General features: G+C 41.2%; 22 protein-coding genes and 1 pseudogene. 13 read left to right on the forward strand and 10 right to left on the reverse strand.

Going from position 1 to position 26555, the window contains the following annotated elements:
* Window positions 1-83: 83 nt before the first annotated feature.
* The gene (locus tag H2245_RS05950; protein ID WP_182406465.1) at window positions 84-890 is read left to right on the forward strand and encodes an AraC family transcriptional regulator; all 807 of its coding nucleotides are present in this window, start codon (window positions 84-86) and stop codon (window positions 888-890) included.
* A 33-nt stretch (window positions 891-923) separates the two neighbouring features.
* On the opposite strand, the gene glcF is transcribed toward H2245_RS05950, so the two are convergent.
* The 5 genes from glcF to H2245_RS05975 form a co-directional block, all read right to left on the reverse strand.
* The gene (gene glcF, locus H2245_RS05955; protein WP_182406466.1) at window positions 924-2135 is read right to left on the reverse strand and encodes a glycolate oxidase subunit GlcF; all 1212 of its coding nucleotides are present in this window, start codon (window positions 2133-2135) and stop codon (window positions 924-926) included.
* Window positions 2136-2147: 12 nt separating this feature from the next.
* The gene (gene glcE / locus H2245_RS05960) at window positions 2148-3206 is read right to left on the reverse strand and encodes a glycolate oxidase subunit GlcE (protein ID WP_182406467.1); all 1059 of its coding nucleotides are present in this window, start codon (window positions 3204-3206) and stop codon (window positions 2148-2150) included.
* Entirely contained in the window at window positions 3203-4687 is a 1485-nt protein-coding gene (locus tag H2245_RS05965; protein WP_182406468.1) for an FAD-linked oxidase C-terminal domain-containing protein, read from the reverse strand. Before H2245_RS05965 ends, glcE begins: the two co-directional genes overlap by 4 nt.
* A gap of 272 nt (window positions 4688-4959) precedes the next feature.
* On the reverse strand, window positions 4960-6936 hold the full coding sequence (gene ggt / locus H2245_RS05970; RefSeq protein ID WP_182406469.1) for a gamma-glutamyltransferase: 1977 nt from the start codon (window positions 6934-6936) through the stop codon (window positions 4960-4962).
* 362 nt (window positions 6937-7298) lie between these two features.
* Window positions 7299-7811 carry a Spy/CpxP family protein refolding chaperone gene (locus H2245_RS05975; protein WP_182406470.1) on the reverse strand — a complete coding sequence of 171 codons (513 nt, stop codon included), beginning with the start codon at window positions 7809-7811 and terminating at the stop codon, window positions 7299-7301.
* Window positions 7812-8080: 269 nt separating this feature from the next.
* On the opposite strand from H2245_RS05975, the gene H2245_RS05980 reads away from it, so the two are divergent.
* From H2245_RS05980 to H2245_RS05995, 4 genes are all read left to right on the forward strand, one after another.
* Window positions 8081-8767, forward strand: coding sequence for a response regulator transcription factor (locus tag H2245_RS05980; RefSeq protein WP_182406471.1), 687 nt, complete (start codon window positions 8081-8083; stop codon window positions 8765-8767).
* A 92-nt stretch (window positions 8768-8859) separates the two neighbouring features.
* On the forward strand, window positions 8860-10428 hold the full coding sequence (locus H2245_RS05985; RefSeq protein WP_259365102.1) for a cell wall metabolism sensor histidine kinase WalK: 1569 nt from the start codon (window positions 8860-8862) through the stop codon (window positions 10426-10428).
* Window positions 10429-10662: 234 nt separating this feature from the next.
* Window positions 10663-12582 carry a bilirubin reductase, long form gene (gene bilR, locus H2245_RS05990; RefSeq protein ID WP_182406473.1) on the forward strand — a complete coding sequence of 640 codons (1920 nt, stop codon included), beginning with the start codon at window positions 10663-10665 and terminating at the stop codon, window positions 12580-12582.
* Window positions 12583-12645: 63 nt separating this feature from the next.
* Window positions 12646-13275 (forward strand): DedA family protein, encoded by a 630-nt coding sequence (locus H2245_RS05995; protein ID WP_182406474.1) that lies wholly within the window; start codon window positions 12646-12648, stop codon window positions 13273-13275.
* A gap of 4 nt (window positions 13276-13279) precedes the next feature.
* Here the strand turns inward: H2245_RS05995 and H2245_RS06000 are convergent, their stop codons facing one another.
* Window positions 13280-13759: a hypothetical protein gene (locus H2245_RS06000; protein ID WP_182406475.1), complete on the reverse strand. Its 480-nt coding sequence runs from the start codon at window positions 13757-13759 to the stop codon at window positions 13280-13282.
* Window positions 13760-14013: 254 nt separating this feature from the next.
* Between H2245_RS06000 and H2245_RS06005 the strand changes: the two genes are divergently transcribed.
* Both H2245_RS06005 and arfB read left to right on the forward strand, forming a co-directional pair.
* The gene (locus H2245_RS06005; protein WP_182406476.1) at window positions 14014-15903 is read left to right on the forward strand and encodes an autotransporter domain-containing protein; all 1890 of its coding nucleotides are present in this window, start codon (window positions 14014-14016) and stop codon (window positions 15901-15903) included.
* A gap of 226 nt (window positions 15904-16129) precedes the next feature.
* A complete protein-coding gene (arfB, locus tag H2245_RS06010) occupies window positions 16130-16543 on the forward strand; it encodes an alternative ribosome rescue aminoacyl-tRNA hydrolase ArfB (RefSeq protein ID WP_182406477.1) in 414 nt (137 codons plus the stop codon).
* Between the two features lie 33 nt (window positions 16544-16576).
* Here arfB and H2245_RS06015 read toward each other — a convergent pair whose 3' ends face one another.
* The gene (locus H2245_RS06015) at window positions 16577-17851 is read right to left on the reverse strand and encodes an amidohydrolase family protein (protein WP_182406478.1); all 1275 of its coding nucleotides are present in this window, start codon (window positions 17849-17851) and stop codon (window positions 16577-16579) included.
* A 308-nt stretch (window positions 17852-18159) separates the two neighbouring features.
* On the opposite strand from H2245_RS06015, the gene H2245_RS06020 reads away from it, so the two are divergent.
* From H2245_RS06020 to H2245_RS06030, 3 genes and pseudogenes are all read left to right on the forward strand, one after another.
* On the forward strand, window positions 18160-18582 hold the full coding sequence (locus H2245_RS06020; protein WP_182406479.1) for a tetratricopeptide repeat protein: 423 nt from the start codon (window positions 18160-18162) through the stop codon (window positions 18580-18582).
* A gap of 74 nt (window positions 18583-18656) precedes the next feature.
* Entirely contained in the window at window positions 18657-19043 is a 387-nt protein-coding gene (arsC, locus tag H2245_RS06025; RefSeq protein ID WP_182406480.1) for an arsenate reductase (glutaredoxin), read from the forward strand.
* Window positions 19044-19260: 217 nt separating this feature from the next.
* Window positions 19261-19589 (forward strand): annotated as a pseudogene (locus H2245_RS06030) (arsenical resistance protein ArsH); the annotation flags it as partial.
* 192 nt (window positions 19590-19781) lie between these two features.
* Here the strand turns inward: H2245_RS06030 and H2245_RS06035 are convergent.
* Window positions 19782-20216 carry an MgtC/SapB family protein gene (locus H2245_RS06035; RefSeq protein WP_182406481.1) on the reverse strand — a complete coding sequence of 145 codons (435 nt, stop codon included), beginning with the start codon at window positions 20214-20216 and terminating at the stop codon, window positions 19782-19784.
* Between the two features lie 339 nt (window positions 20217-20555).
* On the opposite strand from H2245_RS06035, the gene H2245_RS06040 reads away from it, so the two are divergent.
* Both H2245_RS06040 and H2245_RS06045 read left to right on the forward strand, forming a co-directional pair.
* Complete coding sequence (locus tag H2245_RS06040; protein WP_182406482.1) at window positions 20556-22310, forward strand: LytS/YhcK type 5TM receptor domain-containing protein; 1755 nt, start codon at window positions 20556-20558, stop codon at window positions 22308-22310.
* A gap of 12 nt (window positions 22311-22322) precedes the next feature.
* The gene (locus H2245_RS06045) at window positions 22323-23060 is read left to right on the forward strand and encodes a LytTR family DNA-binding domain-containing protein (protein WP_182406483.1); all 738 of its coding nucleotides are present in this window, start codon (window positions 22323-22325) and stop codon (window positions 23058-23060) included.
* A gap of 81 nt (window positions 23061-23141) precedes the next feature.
* On the opposite strand, the gene H2245_RS06050 is transcribed toward H2245_RS06045, so the two are convergent.
* Window positions 23142-24593 (reverse strand): YfcC family protein, encoded by a 1452-nt coding sequence (locus H2245_RS06050; protein ID WP_182406484.1) that lies wholly within the window; start codon window positions 24591-24593, stop codon window positions 23142-23144.
* A gap of 1022 nt (window positions 24594-25615) precedes the next feature.
* Here H2245_RS06050 and H2245_RS06055 point away from each other — a divergent pair.
* On the forward strand, window positions 25616-26326 hold the full coding sequence (locus H2245_RS06055) for a hypothetical protein (protein WP_182406485.1): 711 nt from the start codon (window positions 25616-25618) through the stop codon (window positions 26324-26326).
* A 96-nt stretch (window positions 26327-26422) separates the two neighbouring features.
* Here the strand turns inward: H2245_RS06055 and H2245_RS12215 are convergent, their stop codons facing one another.
* Window positions 26423-26536, reverse strand: a complete 114-nt coding sequence (locus H2245_RS12215) for a hypothetical protein (protein ID WP_404944660.1) — start codon at window positions 26534-26536, stop codon at window positions 26423-26425.
* Window positions 26537-26555: the final 19 nt, after the last annotated feature.

Consider the following 26555-nt stretch of genomic DNA (forward strand, 5'->3'; position numbering starts at 1 on the left):
TAGGTATGCTTGACGGGAGCATGCCACGAGATACGATATTAAAAGTGACAAAAATAGGAGGTAAGAAAGTGAAAGGAAGTGATATGTTTAATAACGCTATAGAAGAAAAAAAACTGGTAGCCGTACTGCAGCAGAGTTTAGATAATTATTATCCAGATAATAGTTCGGTGTTTATTGGCAGTATTTCACTGTTATTACCGCTACTGGATACTTTGACTAATGTTGTATTTTTTGTAAAAGATGAGCAGGCGCGTTATCAGTTGGCGAATAAAACGTTATTGAAACGCTGCAAATTGAATAAGCATGAAGACATTGTCGGTTTTACCTCAGAAGAGGTTTTTTCTCACCGTCAAGGTAAAGACTATGTGCTGCAGGATTTAAAGGTAATTCAGGAAGGAAAAGTGATTGTTGATAATTTAGAGCTACACAGTTATGCGTCAGGCAAGCTTGGTTGGTGCTTGACCAATAAGCTACCTATTTATAATGTCAATAAGCAAGTGATCGCCATGGTGGGTATTTCGGTTGATGTCGATGAAGATAATGAGCGCATTTTACGTAAACACGCTCGGTTGGCTGATGTGGCACAATTTGTACGCGACAATTTGGATCAAAAAATTAATATCACGGAGTTGGCAGCATTGGCGAATTTAAGCCTATCGCAATTAGAACGGACGTTTAAAGCAGTGTTGAATATGTCGCCTTTGCAGTTTGTACAAAAACTGCGGCTTGAATACGCTATTAAATTATTAGCCAGACATGAGATGTCAATTACCCAAATTTCATTGAACTGCGGCTATGGCGACCATAGTGCCTTTAGTCGCCAGTTTAAACAGTTCACAGGTATGTCGCCCACTCAGTTCCGCAAAGCTCATTTATCTATCACAACTTAAATAGGGCTGTTTAAACGACAACAGATAATTGAGCTAGCTTGGATCTAATAGTTCAATCCAGTGCTTCACTGGTATGTTGGATCGGCTGCCTAAATGCAGCTGGCAACCAATGTTGGCGGTGACGATTTGTTCTGGATTATCAATCGTTAAGTCTGCCAATTTATTGCTCAGTAATTTTTGACTCATCTCAGGCTGAAGGATGGAATAAGTACCGGCAGAGCCACAGCATATATGCTTGTCCTTGGTGCGAGTCAAAGTGATACCTGCTTGTTGCAAGATTTGCTCAACATGACCGCCCAATTGCTGAGCATGTTGCAATGAGCAAGGGCAATGCACAGCTGTTTTACGTCCTTTATCTTGCAATTCCAGCTGGCTCAAGTCTTCTTTTAATAATACTTCACTAAGATCTTTGGTTAGCTCACTGACGCGATGCGCTTTGGTGGCATATTCTTGGTCATGGCTCAACTTTTCGCCATACTCTTTGACCATTGAGCCGCAGCCCGAGGCGCTAATGACAATGGCTTCTACGCCCGATTCAATATAAGGCCACCATGCATCAATATTACGGCGCATAAATCCTAGCCCTTCTTCATGGGCGGTCATATGATAACTGACAGCACCGCAGCAGCCAGCATCTGGTGCAGTGAACAAGCTGATGCCAAGTTTATCAAGGACACGGGCTGCCACAATATTGGTATTAGGCGTGGCTGACGGTTGGGCGCATCCGGCAAGTACTAGCATGCGGCGCGTTTGCTGCTGCTTTGGTAGCGCAAGCTTGACTTGTCTAAGGGGTACTTGGGATTTTAGCGTACTCGGTAATAGTGGTCGCACCGATTGCCCTAAGCGTAACAAGAACCCGAAGCGACGTGAGTAGGGCAGCACTTTACGAATCAGCCAGCGCAGCAGTTTTTGTTGCAACGGACGTTCTAATTGCTCCTCCATGATATCGCGACCAATTTCAGCTAAGCGTCCATATTTTACGCCAGAGGGGCACGTGGTCTCACAGCTGCGACAGGTCAGACAACGGTCTAAATGCGTCTGTGTTTTTTCACTGACATCACCAGTCTCAAGCATCTGTTTCATTAGATAAATACGTCCGCGTGGACCATCGCGTTCATCACCCAACTCTTGATAGGTAGGGCAAGTGGCATTACAAAATCCGCAATGCACGCAGCTGCGCAAAATGGCGTCTGCTTCCTCAATGTCTGGATGATCCAGATACTTCACATTAATTTGGGTACGCATAATGATTTCCTATTACATCCAGCTGTAGAGACGACCGGGATTAAAAATACCTTGAGGATCAAAGGCATGCTTTAACCGTTGGTGCAATTGTCGTAGGGCTGTTGGCTTAGTATGAAAAACGTCTTGAAGCCTATCGCCACCTCGATATAGGCTGACTTGACCTCCTGCGCTTGCAGCAAGTACTTCTAATTCTTCAACAGAAAAATCACCGCGTAGCCAACGCTGACTACCGCCCCAATCAATGAGCCATTCTGCTTCTGGTAAAAAGTGTGGCGCATTGCTATTAACTGAGAAACGCCATAACGGTGCATCATCAGAAAAATAGGCTAATTGCTGCTCACGTAGCTGAGTCCATAAATCATTGCCGTTTTCTAATACGGTGCCTTGCCACTGATTCATTGTACTATCGACGGCACTTCGCGCGCCTTCTACACGCAGATATAAATGATTATCGAACCAACAAGCAGCGGTTAATGGTTTGGCTTGACCTGCCAAAAGATTCATCGTTTCAATGGCTTGCGGTGCTGCCATTTCTTGCTTAAAGGTAATACTCGCTTTAGGTTTTGGCATGACTTTGAGACTAACCTCGCTAATAACACCTAAAGTGCCCATCGCGCCTGCCTGCATGCGTGAGACATCATATCCGGCTACATTTTTCATCACTTGACCACCAAAACGTAACTCTTCTGCACGCCCATTGATCAAACGTATGCCCAGCACGTGATCTCTAATTGAGCCATTCCAAGGTCGTCCGGGTCCTGATAAATGACAGGCTAACGTCCCACCTAAGGTCGCTCGTCCATCGAATAGCGGTGGCTCAAATGCTAACCTCTGATTGTGCTCTGCTAAAGCGGCATTGATATCGACTAGAGGCGTGCCAGCGCGCGCGGTCAGTACCAATTCAATCGGCTCGTAAGTGACAATACCACTGTGCTCGGCAAGACTGAGAGGTTCGCCCTCAACTTGGCGACCCATAAAGTTCTTACTACCACCGCCAATAATACGTAACTTAGTACCATCATTACTTGCTTGTCTTACCTGTTCAATCAGCTCCTGACTGATGTCCTTCATGCGAGCTCTCCCTGCTGGTGTGAATGTTCATGCATTGATTCAGGTCTAGCCCCATCAAGCGCGCGATATTCTTGGCAGCGCTTCAGAACAGGAATACCCTTTCCTGGATTTAAGGTACCAACTGGATCAAAAGCATGTTTAATCGCATGAAATTGACACAGCTCTTGCTCGTTAAATTGCACGCTCATTTGACGCAGCTTTTCTACGCCAACGCCATGCTCTCCTGTGATACAGCCGCCTACTTCAACGCACAGCTCAAGGATACGCCCACCAAATTCCTCGGTTCTTTCAAGCTCACCTGGCATATTGGCATCAAATAAAATCAGCGGATGTAAATTACCGTCGCCGGCATGAAATACGTTTGCTACTTTTAATCCGTACTCTACGGAGAGACGTTGCATTTCAGTCAATACATGGGCAAGTTGGCTACGCGGAATGGTGCCATCCATGCAATAATAATCCGGTGAAATTCGACCAACAGCAGGGAATGCAGACTTTCGACCCTTCCACAATAGAGCGCGCTCCGCCTCAGTTTGCGATACGCGAGTAGTAATAGCACCAAGTTCAATAAACAGCTGCTCCACCTCACGAATCTGCTCGTCAACCTCAGCGACTGTGCCATCAAGCTCACACAGTAGCAGTGCCTCAGCGTCAGTTGGATAGCCTGCATGAGCAAATGCTTCTGCTGCTATAATGGCAAGACTGTCCATCATTTCAAGCCCAGCGGGGATGATGCCTTTTGCAATTACCGCGCCGACTGCATCACCTGCGGTTTGTACATCAGAAAATGCCGCCATGATGACTTGTGCCTTTTCAGGGCTGGGTAATAACTTGACGGTAACTTCTGTAACAATACCCAGTAACCCTTCTGAACCAGTGATCAATGCCATTAAATCAAAGCCGTTACTGTCTAGCCCCTCACTACCGATGCTAATCAAATCGCCCTCAACTGTGACCATTTCTACTTTTAATAAGTTATGGACGGTTAGCCCATATTTTAGACAGTGTACGCCACCTGAGTTTTCCGCGACATTACCACCTATCGTGCAAGCAATCTGGGAGGAAGGATCGGGACCATAATACAAACCATACGCACTTGCCGCCTCGCTAATCGCAAGATTGCGTACGCCAGGTTGCAGGCGAGCCATACGGGCAAGAGGATCGATATCGAGAATGTGTTTAAAACGTGACAAGACTAACAATACGCCATCAGGATTGGGCATCGCACCGGCACACAGCCCTGTGCCAGCACCACGGGCTACCACCGGAATCTGATAGCGGTGACAGATACGCATGACCTCTTGCACTTGCGCCACCGTATCTGGCAATACCACGATCAGCGGCATATCACAATATACTGACAACCCATCACACTCGAACGGTTTTTGCGTTTCTTCATCGCTGATGACATATTCCGGCTTAATAAAAGCGCGAAACATATGCACGAGTGCCGATTTATCCGGTCTTTCGCTCTGGTTCATATCGCTGCTCTCCCTAGCTTATATGGTGTATATGTCTGATATTTATCATCAATATAAAAATAGTGCCACTTTTAACGTCTATAGTCCATTAATAATGAGACAAGTTGACTCAATTTTTGTCATTAATAACAATTAAATAGCGTTAATGATTAACAAGCCACGATTTAACTATTATTTAACTGTTATCTAAAGTGAAAGTGTCACCTCATTGATGGGGTGACACTTCTTTTAAGTTGCTATCAATTTTTTAACTATTAATAATATAAATAGAATTAATATCCAACCACAGCAGCATCAACAATGCGCGGATCTGACGAGCCATACACGCCATTTGGAGTAATCATAATGGATTGGGTTGAGCCCATGGCTTCTTGGGCGCTCACTTTATGTCCCATTGATTCAAGTTTTCTAATCGTATCGATATTCAATGCTTTTTCAATACGAATTTCATCCGGTAACCATTGGTCGTGAATACGTGGCGCGTGCGTGGCTTCAGCGATATTCAAATCATGGTCAATAACGTTTGAGATTACTTGAGTGACCGTGGTGATAATGCGACTACCACCGGGGCTACCCGTCACGATATATGGCTTTTTGTCTTTGAACACTAAAGTTGGGCTCATAGAAGATAAAGGACGCTTGTCTGCGGCGACAGCGTTGGCTTCACCGCCCAGTAAGCCGTAACCATTAGGCACGCCTGGCTTGGCAGAAAAGTCATCCATCTCATTATTGAGTAAGATACCCGTACCTTCAGCGACCAATCCGGTGCCATAAGAGAAATTCAGGGTATAGGTGTTTGACACCGCGTTACCGTCTTTATCCACAATGGAAAAATGCGTGGTTTGGTCACTTTCATACGGTAGTGGATTGTTGGCTTTAATGGTCGCGGCAGGCGTGGCTTTGTTTGGATTGATTAGATTGCGTAATTTATCGGCATACGGTCGCGCTGTCAGACCTTTTACTGGTACATCAATAAAATCTGAATCACCCAAATACTCAGCGCGATCAGCATAAGCCAGCTGCATGGCTTCACTCATAAGATGAATAGTCTGTGCACTATTGTGACCATAATCTTTTAATGGATAGCCTTCTAAAATATTTAAAATCTGCACAATATGAATGCCGCCAGATGACGGTGGTGGCATGGAGACAATCTCATAGCCGCGATAATTACCTTTAACCGGTTCACGCGCAATGGCTTTATAATTTGCCAAATCTTGCAAGCTCATGCTGCCGCCTGCTTCATTTACTGCTTTGACTAACTTGCGTGCAGTTTCCCCTTTATAAAATCCATCTCCTCCTTTAGCGGCAATAAGCTTTAATGAGCGGGCAAGTTCAAGTTGTTTTAAGCGCTCACCAGGTTGATAAGCACTGCCATCGGGTTTAAAAAATATCTTTTTAGTGCTTGACCATTTTTGCAAACGCGGACTAAGGGCTTCTAGCGATTCAGTCAACCCAGGGGTGACGATAATGCCTTTTTCCGCCAAAGCAATCGCTGGTGCCATAACAGCGCCGCGGCTCATACTGCCATGCTCTTCTAATGCTTTTAATAATCCGGCAACCGTTCCGGGTACACCAACTGCTAAGCCATGATAGCGAGATAAGTCGCTGACTGCGTTACCTTCTTTATCAAGGTACATGTCCCGAGTTGCGCTGCTTGGCGCTTTTTCACGATAGTCAAGCGCTACTGTTTTACCTTTTTTGGCATCATAAATCATCATAAAACCGCCGCCGCCGATGTTGCCAGCACGAGGCAATGTGACTGCCAAAGCGAAGCCGACTGCTACGGCAGCATCAACAGCGTTGCCGCCTTGCTTTAAAATTTGCAGACCAATATCAGAGGCAATGGCTTCTTGGCTTGCGACCATACCATTTTTTGCCCATAACGGATGCTCAATAGCATCATTTGAAAAGATAGCTTGGTCGGCTTTGGTGGCGGTTGCGATAAGTGATGAACTTACGCCGGGTGCATTTTTTATGCTGTTAGAGCTGGCGCGAGTGATCCGCTGTGTTTGTGTCACGACAGTTGGCGCGTCGGTCATGATAGCGAGATTGATAGCGCTGGTGTTAATACCACTGGCATTTATCGTATTAGTATTTAGCGCTTGTTTACTAGGTTCAAGCGCATGTGCAGATATGGAGACTAGAAAGGTGCTACTTATGAGTAATATTGCGGCTTTGATGGTGGGTTTATTTTTAGAATGAACATGGGTAGTATCTTGCTGAGTTTTTGATAATACAGTTGGCATCGCAAATTCCTTTTTACGAGTGAAGAAAGAGGTTTGGTTAACTCTCCATAATAGTGACGAATAAATGTGATATAAAATCGCTACGAGACAAACACACTATCCGTATCTATAAAACCATAAACTTTTGTTGCTCAGATTAGTCTATCAAAAAGGATTGTAAAGGGCTGTAAAAAAATGCTTATGAAAAAGTAGCACTTAGAAAATAGAATAAGAAAAATAACATTGAAAAATCTCTAAGGAAATATCAATTAAGTTGCTGAAACCAAAAAAAGGCGCATCACGATGGATGCACCTTACTTACTAAACAACCTGATAACTAATTTTAACGCTTTATCTATTATCCATTTAATGCTGTTTATAAGTTACATATTTTTTTGATAATTACTATTGGCTTTACGATTTTGTAGGTGTTGACGACCTTTAGCTTGACGCTCTGACTTTAGCTGTGCCATTTTGGTGCGCTGTTCAGGCGTCAACACTTGCGAAATTGCATGTTGGGTTTGAACACGTTCAATAAAGCGTTGTTTGGTTTTTGCGGCTTCCTGATCTGCCAAACGGTTGAGCGTGGTGTTATTCAACGTTTTACTGTCAGTAAGGGTTTGAATCTGTTTCTGCATTTGCTCACGTTCTGCTTTATAGTCGCCACGTTTATCTTTTTGTGCGCCATATTTTTCTTGCATAATCGCTTTGATTTGCGCCTGTTGCGTGGCGGTCAAATTAAGCTGTGAGTAAGGGTTGTGTGCGCCCGCTCTATGTTGTTTTTGTGTGCTGCTTTGCGTTGCAGTGTCGGTGGCTGGGCTAGCAGCATTAGCGCCTGCAGTGATGGCAAAAATGCTTGATGCTGCAATTACAGTGCTCATTAATAATTTTTTCATTATTTGTTCCTTAAATTATTTTCAAAAGTATATTTTGTCGTCGTAAAGATGTCATGTTTAAAGCATTTAACGGCAATGTCACTAACTGCTATAAAACAATACGTGCTGTCGATAGAACCTATAATAGAGCAGACCGACGTTACGAACATTTATGAAACATTAAGAAAGGTAACGTTTGTAGCGCCTTGTCCTATACTTGCCTGATAATAGAGAATATAAGGTGCTGGAAGATAAAGCGCTTAATTATGCTTAATGATAAAGGAGTTAAGATGCCAAATATTCTACTCGGTGATGACGACGAGGAATTGACTCAGTTATTACAAGAATATCTGCATAATCATGGTATTCACTGTGAGTGTGTCCATGACGGAGAGGCGGTCATGCGACGACTGAAAGCAGCAACGAATGATGCTATTTCTTATGACTTATTGGTACTCGACATTATGATGCCAAAAATGGATGGCTTAAGTGTGCTGCGTCAACTGCCGACGATCAGTGATATTCCCGTTATTATGTTGACCGCAAAAGGGGAGGAGATTGATCGAATTATTGGGCTGGAGCTTGGTGCAGATGATTACATTACTAAGCCGTGCAATCCGCGCGAGCTGCTGGCACGTATCAACGCCGTCATTAAACGCACTAATGTGGCATCTTCAGAGCATACGCCGCTACCGGATAGTCGCTTGCAACTGGATCAAACCCAGCGTATTTGTCAGATAGATGATATCGAGCTACAAGTCACCGGCACGGAGTTTGATTTATTGGTGGCATTGTTAAGACAAAAAGGGGAGGTAGTGAGTAAGGCGTGGCTATCAGAGCATGTTTTACAGCGTGAGCTACAACCGTTCGATCGTAGCCTCGATGTGCATGTGTCGCGCCTACGCAAAAAGATGCAACCTTTCCATGATGAGCCAATCAAAGCCATTCGGGGCAAAGGCTATCAGTTGGTATTATGATAAAAAATACTTTGGAAACTAATTCTATAAAAAAATTATGTTTTAATATACCAATTACCTTATTTTGGCGGCTGTTTTTAAGTTTACTATTCATGATTTTGATTACCTCGCTGATATCCATTGTCGGGGAACGCTGGCTTAATGAGCAAGAGCTGGCAACGCGTATGGACAGCCAAGTCGAGAAGTTGTTGTCTAAACGAGAGATATTGATAGTAGCGCTACAAGCTGGTGATATGACAGCGGTTAAACGATTGTATGCAGATGATCGTCGGTTGATGAATCAGATTAGGGTCTACGATGAGCAAGGTGCAATCATTTATCCACGCTATCGGTATCGAGAAGGAATGCCAAGAGGTCGAGATGACAATCGTTTAAAGGAACTGCCCCCCACAAATTCAGCAGATAATCGCCGCCTTGATAACGAGCGTTTGAATAACGACAGCTCTAATAGCAATGAGTCGGATTATAGTCGATTTAGTGATAAGGCGCGTGCCAGTAAAAATCCTTATGATATATATAGCCTAAGTAATAGTGATAGCAATAATATAAATGCAAAACCTTCGCTACTTGATGATATTTTGCAGCCGATGCCCCCGCATAAAGCCATTGCCGATGTAGACAGTCGCCCTGAATTGGCTGAAGTAACCGTTACACTACCTAATGGCGAAACTGCCATTATTCAGCTACGACCGCACCTCCTGTTTAAAGACGTACTAGAGCTACAGCGAGGACATTTTACTTTACGCCTAGCTCTTATTTTACTCTTTAGTATTTTAGTCTGCTATTGGCTAAGCAGAACAATGTCCAAGCGTATTTTGCGTGTCCAACACAGTATTCATCGTATGCTTGAGGGCGATTACCAAGCTAATCCTGATTTGTCTCATCTTGGTAGTGACGAGATAGGGCTGCTGGCAAAAGATGTGGCGCAGCTATCAGTACGTTTGGCTGCCAGTGAGCTGGCACGTAAGCAGATGCTTAGTGATATCTCGCACGAATTGCGCTCACCGCTGGCACGACTTGATGTCGCCACGGAGTTGACCCGTGATTTTGCCCCCAATGCCAGCCGATATTTGGATCGCATTGATAAAGAGTCGGCGCGTATGAATGAGCTGATTGAACAAATTATTCGCATTCAATCCCTGCAAATGCAGCAATACACCATGAACGATAGAGAAGGCGAGTCCGTTGATATTGCAGAAATTATTAGTGAGATTGGACAAGATGTGTGCTTTGAGTTCCAACATAAAGAGGTGCACTGGCAGTGGAATGCGCCTACCGCGCCTTTTATTATTACTGGAAATCAAGAACAGCTATATAGCGCCCTTGAAAACGTGATTCGTAACGCTTTTATGCACACGCCTGCAGGCTCGACTGTCACCGCTGCTATTAAGAAAGTACCATTGACGCAAACCACATCAGGCATACAGATAAGTATCAGCGATGAAGGTGGCGGCGTGGCTGAACAAGATTTAGAACGCATCTTCCAGCCCTTTGTTCGATTGGACTCTGCTCGTCACAGGCAAACGGGTGGCTATGGTTTGGGATTAGCGATTGTGCATGCGGTGGTGATGGCACATCAAGGTCAGCTTGAGGTGCACAACAGTGAACCTAATGCTCAGAGGGTCAAAGGTTTAGTAGTAACTATAGGTTTGCCAATATAATCATAGTTGTTAATCTTATCATCTACTGTGCTCGAGCTGTCCTCTTGTTGCATAGTGACTTGCGGGTAGTGTGATGCCATGCCATCATTGGCTTCTTGCACCGCTTTTGACGAGCGAAAAATCTTAATCTAATAAAATATTAAACCTCACAATTAAAGCACGGAATGAGAGGATAGCGGGAGACGACCATTTAAAAGTGACGGTTATTTCTGGAATATAATTAAGAGAATGGTTATGAAGATATTGGAACCGATCACGATTGGCGGTGTAGTTTTTAAGAATCGCATCATGTTTCCGCCACTGACGACAGGGTATGAAGCCAAAGACGGTACGATTAGTTCGCAAAGCAATGCCTTTTATACACGCCTCGCTAAAGGTGGCGTCGGATATATCGTGTTGGGTGATGTCGCACCTATCCGCAGCTTTGCACCCACACCTAAGCTATTTGATGATAGCCAAATAGCAAGTTTTCGCCTGCTTGCTGATAATGTACATGCTTATGGCGCTAAACTTGGTGTACAAATATTCCACCCAGAATATGATTGCGATGCCCTTAATGCGTTGTTTGCTGCGGGTGAAATGGACAAAGTACGTGCGCAACTACATCATGATATGCAGTTTTTCGTTAATGAGGTGTCTGAAGCTGACTTGATGGCTATTATTGACAAGATGTGTGCTTGTGCAGTGCGCGCTCAAAAAGCAGGTGTGGATGTCATTCAAATACATGGTGATAGGTTAGTGGGCGCGCTGTGTAGCACGCAAATGAATACACGCAAGGATAAATTCGGTGGCTCTCTTGAAAATCGTACTCGTTTTGCCTTGATGTTGGTGGCTGCATTAAAAAAAGCCGTACCAACCATGATTATCGATTATAAATTATCAGTAGTCACTCCTGAGCGCGGTAAAGGTGGCATTGACGAGGTTGACGCGCCACAGTTCGCACAGTGGCTTGAGGCTGCTGGCGCGGATATGTTGCATGTTGGGCAGGCGAATCACACCGGTAATATGGCTGATACGATTCCACCGATGGGGGTGCAGCCTTACTGTTTTTTTGCAGATATTACAGGCGATATTAAACAGGCAGTTTCTATTCCTGTCAGCACTTCAGGACGTATTATTGATCCAGATATGGGTGAAAATATGCTCCGAAATGGCAAGGCTGACATGATTGGCATTGGTCGTGCGCTGTTGGCTGACCCTGATTGGACGAATAAGGCTGCCACAGGTCACGCCCAAGATATTGTCCGCTGCATCTCATGTAACGAAGGTTGCGTTGATAATGTTCTCAATCGCTCGTTTATCGCCTGCGTGGTCAACGCTGAGAATGGCTTTGAAGAAACGCGCTTTATCACACTGGCTAAAACTCAGAAAAATATTGTCGTCATTGGTGGCGGTCCTGCAGGATTAGAGGCTGCCCGCGTCGCTGCAAAAAAAGGGCATTGCGTCACTTTATTTGAAAAAGAAAATAAGCTGGGCGGGCAGTTGAATATTGCCAATATTCCTCCTCGCAAAAGTGAAATCTACCGTGCTGTAGAGGATTTGGTACAGGCAGTCCACCGTGAGGGCGTGAAATTGCATCTTGGGGAAACTGCTACTGTCTCAAATGTGCTGGCGTGTACGCCCAACGCTGTAATCGTAGCCGTTGGTGCGTCAAGCTTCACACCGCCTATAGTAGGCGTGGATGGTGAAAATGTTCGTGATGCGTGGAAAGTACTTGCGGGTGAGCAAAAAGTATCTGGTCAGGTGGTGGTTATCGGTGGCGGTATTGTTGGTTGTGAGACGGCAGAATATCTTGCTGAACAAGGTTGTAAAGTGTCTGTAGTCGAAATGCAAGGTAAGATTGCAAGTGACATAAGTACGACTATCTTACCGACCATGCTTGAGAATTATCGAGTTTATGGCGTAGAACAGTATTTGAATCATCAAGTAGTTAGAATTGATACGGAGGAATTGCATTGCGTGGACGAGAACAGAAAATCCGTATACATTCCATGCGACTACGTTGTTATTGCCAGCGGTGCACGTTCTATTGTTTTTGATACTTCAGGATTTATGGATCAAGGTATTGATGTGGTCAGAGTAGGTGACTGCTTAGAAGTAGCAGATATCTCACATGCTATCAAAACAGCATATGACGCCGCTAATGTAGTCTAAAATATCTTGACCATACACGTTAATTAAAATATATCACTGAGATCCTATAATCGAGAATATAGAATGAATCAAATAAGCGCTTGGGTGCTGATGATTATGGCAAAGTTTGGCTATTTTGGCATTGTATTTGCCATGTTTGCTGAAAACGTTTTTCCACCGATACCCTCTGAGCTAATTATGCCAGCTGCTGGTTTTGCCGCGGCGCAAGGTCAGCTGAATCTGATACTGGTCATAATAGCTGGTACGTTTGGCGCTGTGTTAGGCGCATTGCCATTATATTACTTGGGCAGTGTGTTTAATAAAGAGCGCTTAGTCCTATTCACTCAAAAATATGGTAAATATGTATTTGTTAAACCAGATGATGTTTTGGCGTCTGATGATTGGTTCAACAAACATGGCAAAAAAGCAGTTTTTTTCGGACGTATGGTACCCGGTATTCGCTCGCTCATATCTATTCCTGCCGGTATGAATCACATGCCTATAGGCTCTTTTTTAGTATTAACAACAGTAGGTGCCAGTATTTGGACGACCGTGCTAACGCTTGCTGGCTATTACTTGGGCAAGAATTATGCCCGTATCGAAGTGATGCTCGCGCCTTATTCAAAAGTGTTCTTATTACTAGCAGCTGTTATTATTGTCGGCTTTTTTATCAAGCGACATTTGTCTGACAAAAGAAATGATAAGTTAACCTGATTAATTAATTTGCTAATGAGTTTTCCAAAATATAATAATGGAGTTTTAAGTTTACAGATCTTTTATCTGTATCTCGCCCCAAGTGACAAAAAATACTTCCAGCCCAATAAGAGACGCGCCAAGCAGCAGTCAATCCGGTGGACGCTCGCCTTGTAGAAAAATAGCAATAGGTACACCGACCACCGACCAAACGGTACCAAGCAAACTTAACAAAATTGGATTGCTTGTTTTTTGTAATAAAAATAATAGTAGGAACGGCGCGGCAAAGATAAACGCTTGTATGGCAATAACTATAAATGGCAGCGTCTAGCCCATCGGTACTACCAGTGAAAAGGTAGGGCAAAGTAACCGTAGTCAGTAAAAATGCTGTTCCCGTTATAGCACAAAAAAGAAACGCCAATGCGGTAAGACCAATTAAACAAGCAAAGGGAATGAGCCACGCGTGCTGGTGCTGAGTGATTTTTTGCCCCGTGGGTGTACACATAAAGTATCTTAATTAGTAAAAAGAATCTTAATAACTTATAGCGCTTTATAAGCCGCTTGTCATTAACCAGTATTGTTTCATTTCTTAAAGTCTAGTAGTGAAATATACTCATTAGTGCCAATAAAGTATTAGCATTTATTTCATTAATAATAAGCAACTTATGTAGAGTTATATTCTTAGAATAATTGCTAGATTTTATAAAAGCCGTTACAATTAATAAATTAATCTGCCATATTTTAGACAAGGAAGTCAATATGCATACTATCTCTCAGCCTATAAGCCATTTACCTATTAAAAAATTAACGCAATGTATACTTGCTATCACCTTCTCGGCAATAAGTTATTCTCATGCCAATGCTGCTCAAGCTAATTCATATGGTAGTGTGACATTTTTTGGAGATAGTTTAACGGACGGTGGCTACTTTAGTCCGATAACCCAAGGTAGCTTAGGTTTAAATCAATCAGGGCAGTTCACTACGAATCCTGATAATACATGGGCAACTTCATTTGCTGAGCAACTTGGCACCACATCGGTTGCCAATAAATTTGGTAGTGAAAAGACCGGTAATAACTATGCTATTGGTGGCGCAAGAGCCGGCGTAGATGTTGTTAGTGAAGATGGTATTCCTATTATTTCTGTTAGCAATCAAGTTAATGGTTATCTCGCTAATAAAAAAGTCGATCCTAACGGTGTGTATGTGGTGTGGGCAGGCGCAAACGACTTACTTGAAGCAGCTAAACAAAGCTCAACCAATGCAATCCAAACTATTTCAACAGCAGCTGGTAGCCAAGTTGCAGCTATTAAAGCATTAAAAGATAATGGTGCAAACTATATTTTAGTACCCAATATTCCAGATGTTGGACTAACTCCTAGAGCCATTTCGCAAGGTGCAGCCGTTCAAGCTCAAAGTACTCTCGCTACCAGTATATATAACCAAACTTTGTACAACGGTGCTGTTGCTACTGGCGCAAATATTATACCGCTAGATACTTTTAGTTTATTACAACAAGTTGCTGACAATCCTTCTGCTTATGGTTTCACTGATGTAAAAACGCCTGCTTGTGGTGGTGTAAGCTCATTAGAATGTGGACGTGACGACCTTATAACTTCAAACGCTAATAACAGTTATTTCTTTGCTGATGGCATCCATCCCACAGGTCGCGCTCATCAACTGATCGCAGACTATGCCTATGCAGTCGTCACGGCTCCGAGCCAAATTGGTGTGTTGCCCCATATTGCAACGGCAACAGGGCTGGCTATTAATGAGCGTTTACAAACGCATGTCAATGAGATTCAAAGTAGCAAGCAAAAGCCTGCCCGTACCTTGTGGGCAACCGGTGAGTTTGAAAACCAAGACATTGCAGGGTTTGAAAGTGATGGTAATACGCAAGTCTTATTGGGTGTAGATTTCGCTCATCCCAATTCAGCAAACGCTGTAACAGGATTATATGGCAACATCACCCAAAAAGATTTTGAGAATTCAGGTGTTACCACAGGTCTTAGTAATATTGGGTTAGATGAAGTCGGTTTTGGTGTTTATCATAGCCATACTCTAGACAAGTTTGGCGGTGTGCAGGTCAACGGTGCTGTTGGCTTTGGCAACATGGATGTCGATGTCACACGTGCGGTCACGCTTGGTGGTAATAGACAGGACTTTAAATCTAATGCTGACGGTAAGCGTTATTATGCCAACTTGCAGGCAGGTTACCCGATGCAGGTAAGTGGCATTGGTATCACGCCATATATTGGTGCAACAGCCAGTCGTGTAACAATAGATGGATTAAAGGAAAAAGAGATGTCTGGCATTGCCATGCAATTTGATGAGCAAAAATATAATACAACTTATGGCAAGCTTGGGGTAAAAGCCAATCATAATGTGGCTCAGAATCTAAATCTATTCGGTGATATTCATTACCAAAAACAGCTTAGTGATAATCGTAAAGCGGCATCGGCACGTTTAAATACGATAGCGGATATTAGCTTTGATACCCCTATGGTACAAACTGACGACGATAATTTTGCAATGACACTGGGTCTATCTAAAAGCTTCGGTCAGCTTAATGCTAATGCAGGTGTGACGCATTCGCAAGGAGATGATGATAAAAACACCAGCTTGTTTGTAGGATTAAGTGGCGCATTCTAAAAAATGTAGTAATATTTCCTAAAAATTTACAACCTGAATAGTGAATTTTAAACATCAAAAAGCCGCTACATACAGCGCTGTATGTAGCGGCTTTTTAATTGGTTTGAGGGCGTATATTTAGAATGTATTTTGACAGAGGACTGCTATCGTTCAATGCAGTGGCTGTCTATCGGCTAATGGTTTATGATAAACCTTTATAACTATTTATTTAAACCGAAAGAGAATTATGATTTTTATTACCAATAATATTAGCCTTAACGACTATGAGGTGGAGATTCATGCCATACGCGCACAAGGTGCTGGCGGACAAAATGTCAATAAAGTCTCCTCAGCCATTCACCTGCGCTTTGATATTTCAGCTTCAAGTTTGAGTGCCACTAATAAACAGCGTTTATTAGCCAGTAAAGACAGCCGGATAACTAAAGATGGCGTGCTTATCCTTAAGGCGCAGCAATTTCGTACTCAAGAACGCAATAAAATTGATGCATTGGAACGTCTCAAGCAATTTATCGTCGCTGCTACTCATATCGAGAAACGTCGTAAGCCTACCAAGCCAAGCAACAATGCTCGGCGTAAGCGTATGGATAGTAAAACCCAGCGCGGTAGAACAAAAGTACTGCGTGGTAAAGTGGATATTTAGATATATGTAACGGTAGGATTTTTTACTAAATAATCACTGGTCAAAACAAATAAAAGCTGCCGCATTGCAAAAGGTCTGCTTGCCGTTTTTAAATCCTGCTAAAGCTTGAGCATTGGTTCTAATGGCATTCACCGCATCTTTTGCTTCTAATACCACTAAAGTCGCAGGCGCACCTATGGTTATTTTTGCTTGCATCGATAACACTTTTGCTGCGTTTTTACCAATCATATCAAAGACTGTTTCTATATCTTTGTCTTTTGAGAGTTGCGCAATATTGGCATACATATTTCCCATTCTGATAAGAGAAGCATCCCCATAAGGCGTAAAGGCGTTTAGAATATTATTACTGGCTATCGTAGTATTAATGCCCAATTCTGCCAACTCATTGGCGTTCACCATCCCTCTTGGAATTAGTTCTTTGTAATCACGTCCGTTTAAATAAATATCGGTTGCAGGCAAGACGGTTAATGATATATCCGCGAATTTTAATAATCCTGCCATTGCGCCGCGTTTTAAGGTATCCATCGCCGAAATTTTGGTCACATGACCGATGGAAACACGCCCTTGATAATGACGTTTGATGGTTTCTTCAACCACTTTAGGGATGCTTGAGCCTTCAGGGTCTAAGTCAAAATCCAAATGAAAATCAACATTGACATTAAACTGCTCTGCTAAATCAAATATCATCTCGATATGACGGTCTGGATGCTCATCTTTATAAGGGCAACCACCAACTAGATCCGCCCCTTGTGTCAACGCTTGCTGTAACAGCGCATAAGTCTGTGGCGCCGTGGTCAAACCATCTTGCGCAAAGGCACAAATCTCGATATCCATTGCAAAAGCATATTTCTCCCGCGCTTTTTTAATCGCATTAAAGCTGCGTAATTGCGTTTTGGCATCCGTTTCTACAAAGGTACGCATTCCGACCGTGCCTTTTTTTATTGCCATCTCTATCACTTTGCTGGCACGTTTATATACATCGGCTTCACTAAATTCTTCTTTAGCTTGCCCAGTCTCATTCACTGCTTCTTCTAAATCACCGCTTTCCATACTACAGCGGTCGAGTATGCAAGCTTTATCAAGGTGGATATGGCTTTCATAAAAGCCTGCGCAGACAAAATTGCCTTTAGCATCATAAATGCTGGTGCTATCGTTATTTTCAGTGGCTTTATCTTCGCCTCTTTCAGTATGACTATCATCAATAATATGATTGTCATCTTCAATAGCAGCAATCAGCCCGTTTTTTATCTTTATCGTTACTATATCCTGATGACCTTCCAATCGGGCATTTTCAATAATAATATCCATGACTTTTACTTTTCCTATGTTTATTGGCAATATATTTAATGAACTGGCGCTAACCTTATAAACAAAACGGTGATAACTACATTACTGTGACCGCTTAATAATAAACTGCTCAACAATAAACAGTGAATAAATTCAATTCTCTATTGAGTCAGCGCAGGTACGGTGCTATTTTACAGCCCTTGCTTACGTCTGCCGTTCAGCAGTAACACAAATGATGTTAAAATAACGATTTGTCCATATTTCGCCCACAGTTTCACTCATATTCTCGCCCAAAGTGGATATGCCCAATTTTAAAAAGGAAGTGAGTCATGATTAATACCAAAATATATAAATCCGTCTATACATTGGCTGAAAAGCTACTAGAAGCGGATAGAAAAGGGCATCAAGAAGCCTTTAATTGGCTATATAGCGAGCTAAAAGCAATTTGTGTCGACAATGATAATACGGATAAAGACCATCCAGAACAATGGGAAACGCTAGCAGATTTCACAGCAGACTTAGACGAAGCGCTAGTCATTTACGATAAGGCACTAGAGAAAGCCAAAGCCATCAATTCAAAAGATCATTTGTCATCAATTGCGTTTTCTATGGCAGTCATTCAAATTGAATTGGGGCAAAAGGATGCTGCTATTACCAGCCTACAGAACGCAAAGATAACCGCTAATAAGATTGAAGATAAAGAGTTTAAAGTAGAAATTGATGAGCTGCTCACTAAATTGTTAGCTGAGTAAATCGATGCAATATATCGCTAATAGCTGCTATTCTCACTAAAATTATGACAATTCTTACCTGACACAAGGTCGTTATGACACCCATTATTTTTCACAATCCGAACTGTGGTACTTCGCGCAATACCTTAGCCATTATGAAAGCGTCAGGTGAAACGCCTAATATTATCGAGTATCTAAAAACGCCGCCCACACGAGATTATCTGGTTGAACTGCTCGACTTAATGAAAATTTCACCGCGTGAGTTATTACGGCAAAAAGAGATGGTTGCTTTGGAGCTGGATGATGCAGGGTTGTCTGATGAGCAGCTTATCGATGTCATGATTGCGAATCCTATTTTAATCAACCGTCCCATTGTGATCACTGATAAAGGTGCTGCATTGTGTCGTCCTTCAGAGCGAGTGTTTGACTTATTAACGCATCCTATCAGTCGTTTTATTAAAGAAGACGGTGAAGTATTATAATATCTTGGTAGTAATGCGATAAGTCATACTCCAGAAGCAGTAATAGATTTGAATGACTTGTCAAATATTGACAATGAATATTTGCATCCGATTGATATTGAGTCTTTGATTGGAGCATACGACCCGCGCCATGCCCAAAGGTATTGGTGCTGTACGGCTCGTTACGTGAATGCTAATTTTCTAAATTAGCCGCAGAAGAAGCAAGCCGAATATTACGCTGGTATGGTCAGAGGGTATGCTGTGGGTAAGTACTGAGCGTCACGGCAGCATCACCTGTCTTATGAAAGCGCAGATTAATTGGATACCAGTGTCATTTGGGGGTGTGCGACCTACACAAGGTAAAACACTGGCAATCAGCCGCGTATTCTTGGGCGTTGGATGTGTATGATTACTATCCCTAATCAATCTTCTATCCCAAAAGTCTTTTTAGAATTTAATGACGACAATCGGATGCAATTATCGCCTTTATATCAGAGTATCGTCGATGTGTGTGAAGAGCTGGTGAAATTCACATGGCTTACACGTGGACGTGCTGATTACGCTACCGTTACTGTTACTGTTACTGTTAGTAACCTTATTGGCTTTGATGTCGTTGGCTGCCAATGATAACTAGCTAAATGATAACTGGCTAAATGATTAATAGTAAAATAATTAACCAAGCAGAGTGTTAAATGATTAATAGTAAAAAGCCTGCCGATAAATACCATTTTATCGGCAGGCTTTTTATTAGAAAGGTAACTAACGCTTATTTTTTGCCTTAAATGGTTCTGAGAATTGAAGGATTAGAAAGTTAACAACCGACAATATAATCGCAATCTCATAACGCCCATAAGCAACTGAGATGCCGATAGCCGCTGTATTCCATAAACTTGCTGCAGTTGCTGTTCCTTTTACGCTATCATCGCCTTTAAAAATAGCACCACCACCAATAAAACCCATACCAGTAATAATAGCGTACATGATTCTCGCTTCAGGTTGTGAGCCATGATAGATATCTACAGCAACCAGCATAAAAGCGCACGATGCAATACTCACCAAAGGAAAGGTTCTGAGTCCTGCACCCTTATCCTTCATTTCACGGTTCAGGGCAATCGGTAACGACAGTATGAAAGCAATACCTAATTGAAGAAAATGATATACCATTAATTTTAAGCTTAAATCAAATTCAAACATGATACAGAGTACTCTTAGCAGTAGACTTTATAGTATTAAACGCTAATTATGATAATTCAATATATGATACTTAAAAACCTTAATTTTTATAATAGTGAGTTTGTATATTGATTGGACTTACTATATGACAAACTATTATCGGTTATTATTTAAGTTTAGAGTAGGATGGTTAAATGAGTAGGACTGATTTCTTAATGTGATTCAAAGAAGTCTAATAAAGAAATATATTCATATCTCTTTTTGCAGCTTTATACTTTTGTCCTATATAACTCTTGTAAAAGCGGCGAGGTACGCACTTATATTATCTTTTAATTAGGCAAAAAATAATAGGAATAGCAAATGTTAATGTGGGAATTGATTACACAAATGTTGTCAAGGATGACACTTATTATAACCATTGCCTTTCTAATCACGAGATTGTCTATCTTTAGAAAAATGATTTATCATCGGGTCGGTATCGGCGGTTTATTCGTTTTAATCAGTATCTTTGGTATGTTTGGTGTTATTGGCAATTATACGGCATTGGTTGTAGAGCCTGGCAATCAGACGATTGTCTCAAATTTATGGAATCCCACTCTTGAGTCAAATAATGCCCTAGTAGATACCCGGAACATCGGCATCATTATTGGCGGCTTTTTTGCAGGTCCAATCGTTGGCATAGGCGCATCCTTAATTGCAGGAGGGCATCGTCTATTAATGGGCGGCTTTATTAGCGGCTCTATTTTCTGGATATCTATTTTAGGAGGTGGACTTGCAGGATGGTTTGGCTACAAACGGCGCGGTATGAGTCTTATTAAACCCAAACACATGTTTTTCATAAGTATTATTATCTTAACCATTCAAATCATAGCCATTCCTATCTTAAATGCTGATCATATGAGGGCACTTAAACTAATAAGTTTTACAGGCATTCCAGTTATTGTTATCAATAGTATTGGTGTCTGGATATGTGCGATGATTTTTTACAATGCAGTGCAAGAAGAGGAGAGCACAAGAGCAAATCAGACGGTAAAAACATTCTCAATTGCAGATCGTACCTTTTCTTTATTTCGCGCAGGCTTGGATGAAAACTCTGCTAAAGAAAGTACAAAAATTATTAAACAGTTAACAGGTGTGGAGCACGTTTCCATAACAAGAGGGCTACGCGAACTGGCGTACACAGGGACAGCCACGGATCAGAAGAGAAATATTGAGCAGGATTTAATGCTGCGTAAAAAGGTCTTAGAAACAGGAAAATCTGTATTAAGTGAATCAAAGTCAAAGTGGGTGTTTTCAAATAAAGCTAAGAGCAGAGCGTCGGTAGTGCTGCCATTTTGTGTTCATGACAAAACAATCGGCACTATTACCTTTTACTATGGCAGTTCGATACATATTACAGCGGTTGAAAGAGAACTCATAGAAGGATTAGGAAAGCTTTTCTCGAGCCAGCTAGAAATTGGTGAGATTGAGCGTCACAATAAATTATTACAAGATGCAAAAATAGAGGCGCTTCAGTCACAAATTCAACCTCATTTCCTATTTAATGCCCTAAATACGATTGTGGCATTATGTAGAATTGATCCCATGCTTGCCCGAGATTTATTGTTGCACTTATCGACTTATCTGAGAAACAACTTATCGGGTATTGGAGATTTTCTAGTATCGGTTAATAAAGAGATGGAGAATGTACAAGCCTATTTGGCGATTGAACAAGCGCGTTTTCCCAATAAGTTTGATGTGCAGATAGCCATCGATGATAATGTCGCCGATTTGCTTATTCCGCCATTTATTATCCAGCCCTTAGTTGAAAATGCAATCAAGCACGGTGAATTTAAAAAAGCAAAAATAAAAGGTGTTGTTCACATTGAAATTAAAGCCAGTACTAATAATTTAATTGCCATTAAAGTTAAAGACAATGGTATAGGTGTTCATCCAAATCGAAGGATAGATTTGGGTGAGCGTGTGGTCAAGTCATCAAAGGACGGCAGCGGAACGGCATTATTTAATATAAAAGAACGGCTTACTGCTTTATATAGTCAAGATGCTAGGTTTGCTATCAGTAGTAATCCTGGTAAGGGAACGTGTGTTTCCATTACATTGCCAGCTAAAACTTAGGGAAAAGTGCTGATGAATGTCTATGTGATTGAAGATGAAGTATTGGCAAGACAAGAATTGATTTATTTGCTAAATGATACAGGAAAGGTAACTGTAGTTGGTGAAGCAGAAGATATTCATCAAGCCCTGTGGGATATTAATGAAAAACAGCCAGATGCGGTATTTTTGGACATAGAGCTTGAAAATGGCAATGGTCTTGATCTTGCCAAGCAATTTAGGAATATGAAAAATTCGCCTATGATTGTTTTTGTGACCGCCTATGATGAATATGCAGTAGACGCTTTTGAGCTTGATGCTATAGATTATATCGTCAAACCAGTTGATAAGATTAGACTGACAAAAGCGATCAATAAACTGATAAAACTCGGAGGACAGCAGGAGTTAGAAACCGAAGTTGAGCCACCAGTTTTAGAAAACAAGGACAAAAAATACAGCATTACGGTCAAAGAAGAAGGCCGAATTATTGTAATTAATACTAAAGATATTTTATATATCGGTACTGAAAATCGTCAAGCTTATATTCAGACTATAGATAAGAAGTATGAAACAGATACCCTGCTTTATAAGATAATGGACAAACTTGGAGATGGGTTCGTTCAAGTGCATAGAGGCTATATTGTTAATATCAAACAAATAGCCGCCTTAGAGCCTTGGTTCAATCGAACTTACTTAATCGTTTTGAAGGATGGGTCTAAAGTGTCGGTAAGTCGCTCGTATGTGAAAGCCGTTAAACAAGTGCTTGGGTTGTAATATCACTTAAAAATTGTGATATGAAGCAAGAGAAGAAAGGATAATTTATCCTTTCTTCTTAATACTGCTAACAATACCTAATTATGACCAACCTATCAGTTGTGCGAAAATCAATGCAGCGATAGCAATGGTCGCCCACGCTCCAAAAAGTGGTAAGAAAAAGCGTAGCCATTTTTGGTAAGGAACGCCAGCAATCACAAGCGCTGCCATAAAATAACCACTGGTTGGGAAAAGTACGTGCGTAAAACCATCGCCGAGCTGATACGCTAGAACTGCAGTTTGTCTGGTGATACCAACGATATCAGCAAGTGGGGCCATAATCGGCATGGTGACTAACGCTTGGCCACTACCAGATGGAATGATTAAGTTAATGCCTGTCTGAACAAAATACATACCAACCGCTGCAAACTCAGGAGGTAAATTGCCAACTAAAGCGCCTAACGTATAGGCAATCGTATCCATGATATTGCCATCTTCAAAGATAACCGCGATTGAGCGTGCTAAACCGGCGATGAGCGCACCCATCAATACATCTCGAAAGCCTTGGTTGAAGCCATCACATATTTCAGTAAGTTTCAGACCAGCGACCAAGCCAACTGTTACGCCCATGATAACAAACAAGCCTGACATCTCTACCATGAACCATCCTTGCTTGATGACACCGTATACCAGTACACCAAACATAATGAAAGTTGTATATGCTGCTAGTTTTTGACGAGGTGACATGGTTAAGACATCATCGCTGACAACCTTAGTAAACTCTATTCTTTTTGCACGGTCTTCTTCATAAACATAACTCTTTAATGGGTTGTTTTTAACTTTTTGAGCATAGCGCATGATAAAGAGAACAGCGGTAGCAATCGCTAACAATAATACGATTGTGCGTAATCCCATCCCTGAAAAAACAGGTAGCCCGGAGAGTTTTTGTGCAAGTCCAGTATTGATTGGGTTGAGTACACCAGCGCTAAAGCCAGCAGCAGTGCCACATAACGCAATAGAAGCTGCCGTTACGGAATCATATCCTAAGGCGATAATTAAAGGCATAATCACAGGGATATATACTAAAGATAACTCTACGGTACCAATAAGTGTGGCAATAAAGGCAAAAACAGTGGTCAATACAGCGATGAGTAACAAACCATTATTAGCGAATTTTCCGGCAAGTTTATCAACCGCTACTTCAATAATACCGGTTTTTCTAACCACCATAAACATGCCACCGATGATGAGAATAAAGAATATCACCTCACTTGCTTCAATTAAACCTCTAGGCACAGCCGTTAAAAATTCAGCAATTCCAACAGGCGTTTGTTCTATCAGGCGATAAGACGTGGCATCAATTGTGGTTCTGCCTTCTGGTCCAAGAACCCGATCGTATTTACCCGATGGTAGAAAATGGGTCAAAATGGCTGCCATACCACTAAATACAAATAAGATGACATAAATATGAGGCATCTCGAATTTCTTCTTCTGCTTATGTCCTGTTTTTACGTTATCTACTTTGTCTACGTTATTAGTATTGTTCTTTGACATATCGTTCACTCCAAATAATCCGTTTCAGAGAATATGACTTACCTGTCCTATACCATCAAAACTGTAATATAGAAAGGCTTAACAATGTCGTAAATCGTACGAAACGTACCCATGTCAAACGAGTGGTACATAATTGCAAACGAGTTGTCCTTTTTTATATCATTTTTACTAAATGCCAAGTTAAATAATTAATTACTAAGGCAGGTGTTATTCTTTAGGCTAGCTACAAGTTAACTTATAAATTCACATAACAACTTATAAACATAAACAAGTGAGGACTCATTGTTTTCTAGCTCGGCTATACATTTTTAAAATTAATGCTAATTAAAAAAGAACTGATGAACAATTAAAGGCAAACAAATATAATTAATAGTCATTAGATGGATTATAGATTGAAACTTGTTATTTTAATGTGCAATTGGAACATTGTAGTAATAGCATATAGGGAATACTTGAACAGTGCCTTAGCATAAAGCTGCACTGTTTTAAAAGTAGAAAAAGTATGTTTTCGAATGGTTTTCGTGTCGTCGGGAACCAACAGATTTTCTGTAACCTTAAATAGTATTTATCATGAGCATTGATAGATGATAGGTTGATTGACTATTATCGCTTCTATAGATTTTAGTGCTTCTATAGGTTTGAAATTACGTCTGATTAATGAGATAAATGATTGTAATGTGACAATAATACAGCGACGGTCAACGACCTCTGTAATTGTAATAAAGAGGAGGAGTTTGACAAAACGGTTGATGCTAAAATAGTGTTAATGGCTACAGTAATCAAAAAATTATGGTTTAAAGTTTTAGAAAAGCTTAGTAGTTCCGCTAAATGTATAAGAAGCATCAATTATTAAACAAAGCTATGTTTTAAAGTGAGTTATTAAATATCTTATATTTTTTGCTAGATAAGAATTTGCTATGTAAATTTACATTAATACACTGAACAAAAGATGGTACTGGCTTAGTATTAGGTAACAATATTTCGCGTAACTCCATATTTAAATACTATAAGGACGAGAAACTATGTCAGATAAGCCTCTTAATATCGATAATATCAGTAACAACAATAAAGAAAATGAGGCAGTAGATGCTCATAAAGACAGTCCAGTAACCTCTGTAGAGGTACTAAAAGGCGATCACGTAATTTTTGAAGAAGATGAATCTGATAAAGAAGACAAGTCTGATAAAGAAGACAAGTCTGATAAAGAAGATAAGTCTGACAAAGAAGACAAGTCTGATAAAGAAGGTAAGTCTGATAAAGAAGGTAAGTCTGGTAAAGAAGGTAAGTCTGATCAAGAAGACGAGTCTGATAAAGAAGGTAAGTCTGATAAAGAAGACGAGTCTGATAAAGAAGATAAGTCTGGTTCAACAATTAACCATATATATCAATGGGCGACTAAACTTAAAGATGAGCTCATGTCAGATAGAGAAGATAAATCTGGCTCTGAAGATACTGATAAACAAAGCGCGACTGTTGCCAATATATATCAATGGGCAACAAAGCTTAAAGACGACATTCTAGCTGAAACATCAGGTATTACTCATGAAGTTTCTGAGAAAGCAGTAGCCATGCTACTAAACAGACTGCTTGATGGTGTGAAAGCTGAACTTGAAGCGCTAGATAAGAAAGTAGAAAGCTCTGAGAGCTCAGCAGATGACGTAGCAGAAGAGCGCAGTAAAATTACTGCGAAAAAAGAAAAATACCAAAGCATGATAGATCAGTTGGAAAGTTAGGCTTTAAAGTAAGATATGATTAATATCAATCCAATGTTAGACGTTTAAATAAAGCGTTTAGCATTGGATTTTTCTATTTCTATCGAGCTTATTCTGTTATTTGACTTGTTGCTCTAAAATAGACATTGTGTTCAAATCATAGTTGCCTGAAAAAAACTGGTTTAAAAGCAGCTCAAAGACTGAGTCTTTACCAGCGGCTATAGCAAACAATGTTAATGAAGAGTGCAGT

Source organism: Psychrobacter sp. GP33 (assembly GCF_014119005.1).
Taxonomy (GTDB): Bacteria; Pseudomonadota; Gammaproteobacteria; order Pseudomonadales; family Moraxellaceae; genus Psychrobacter.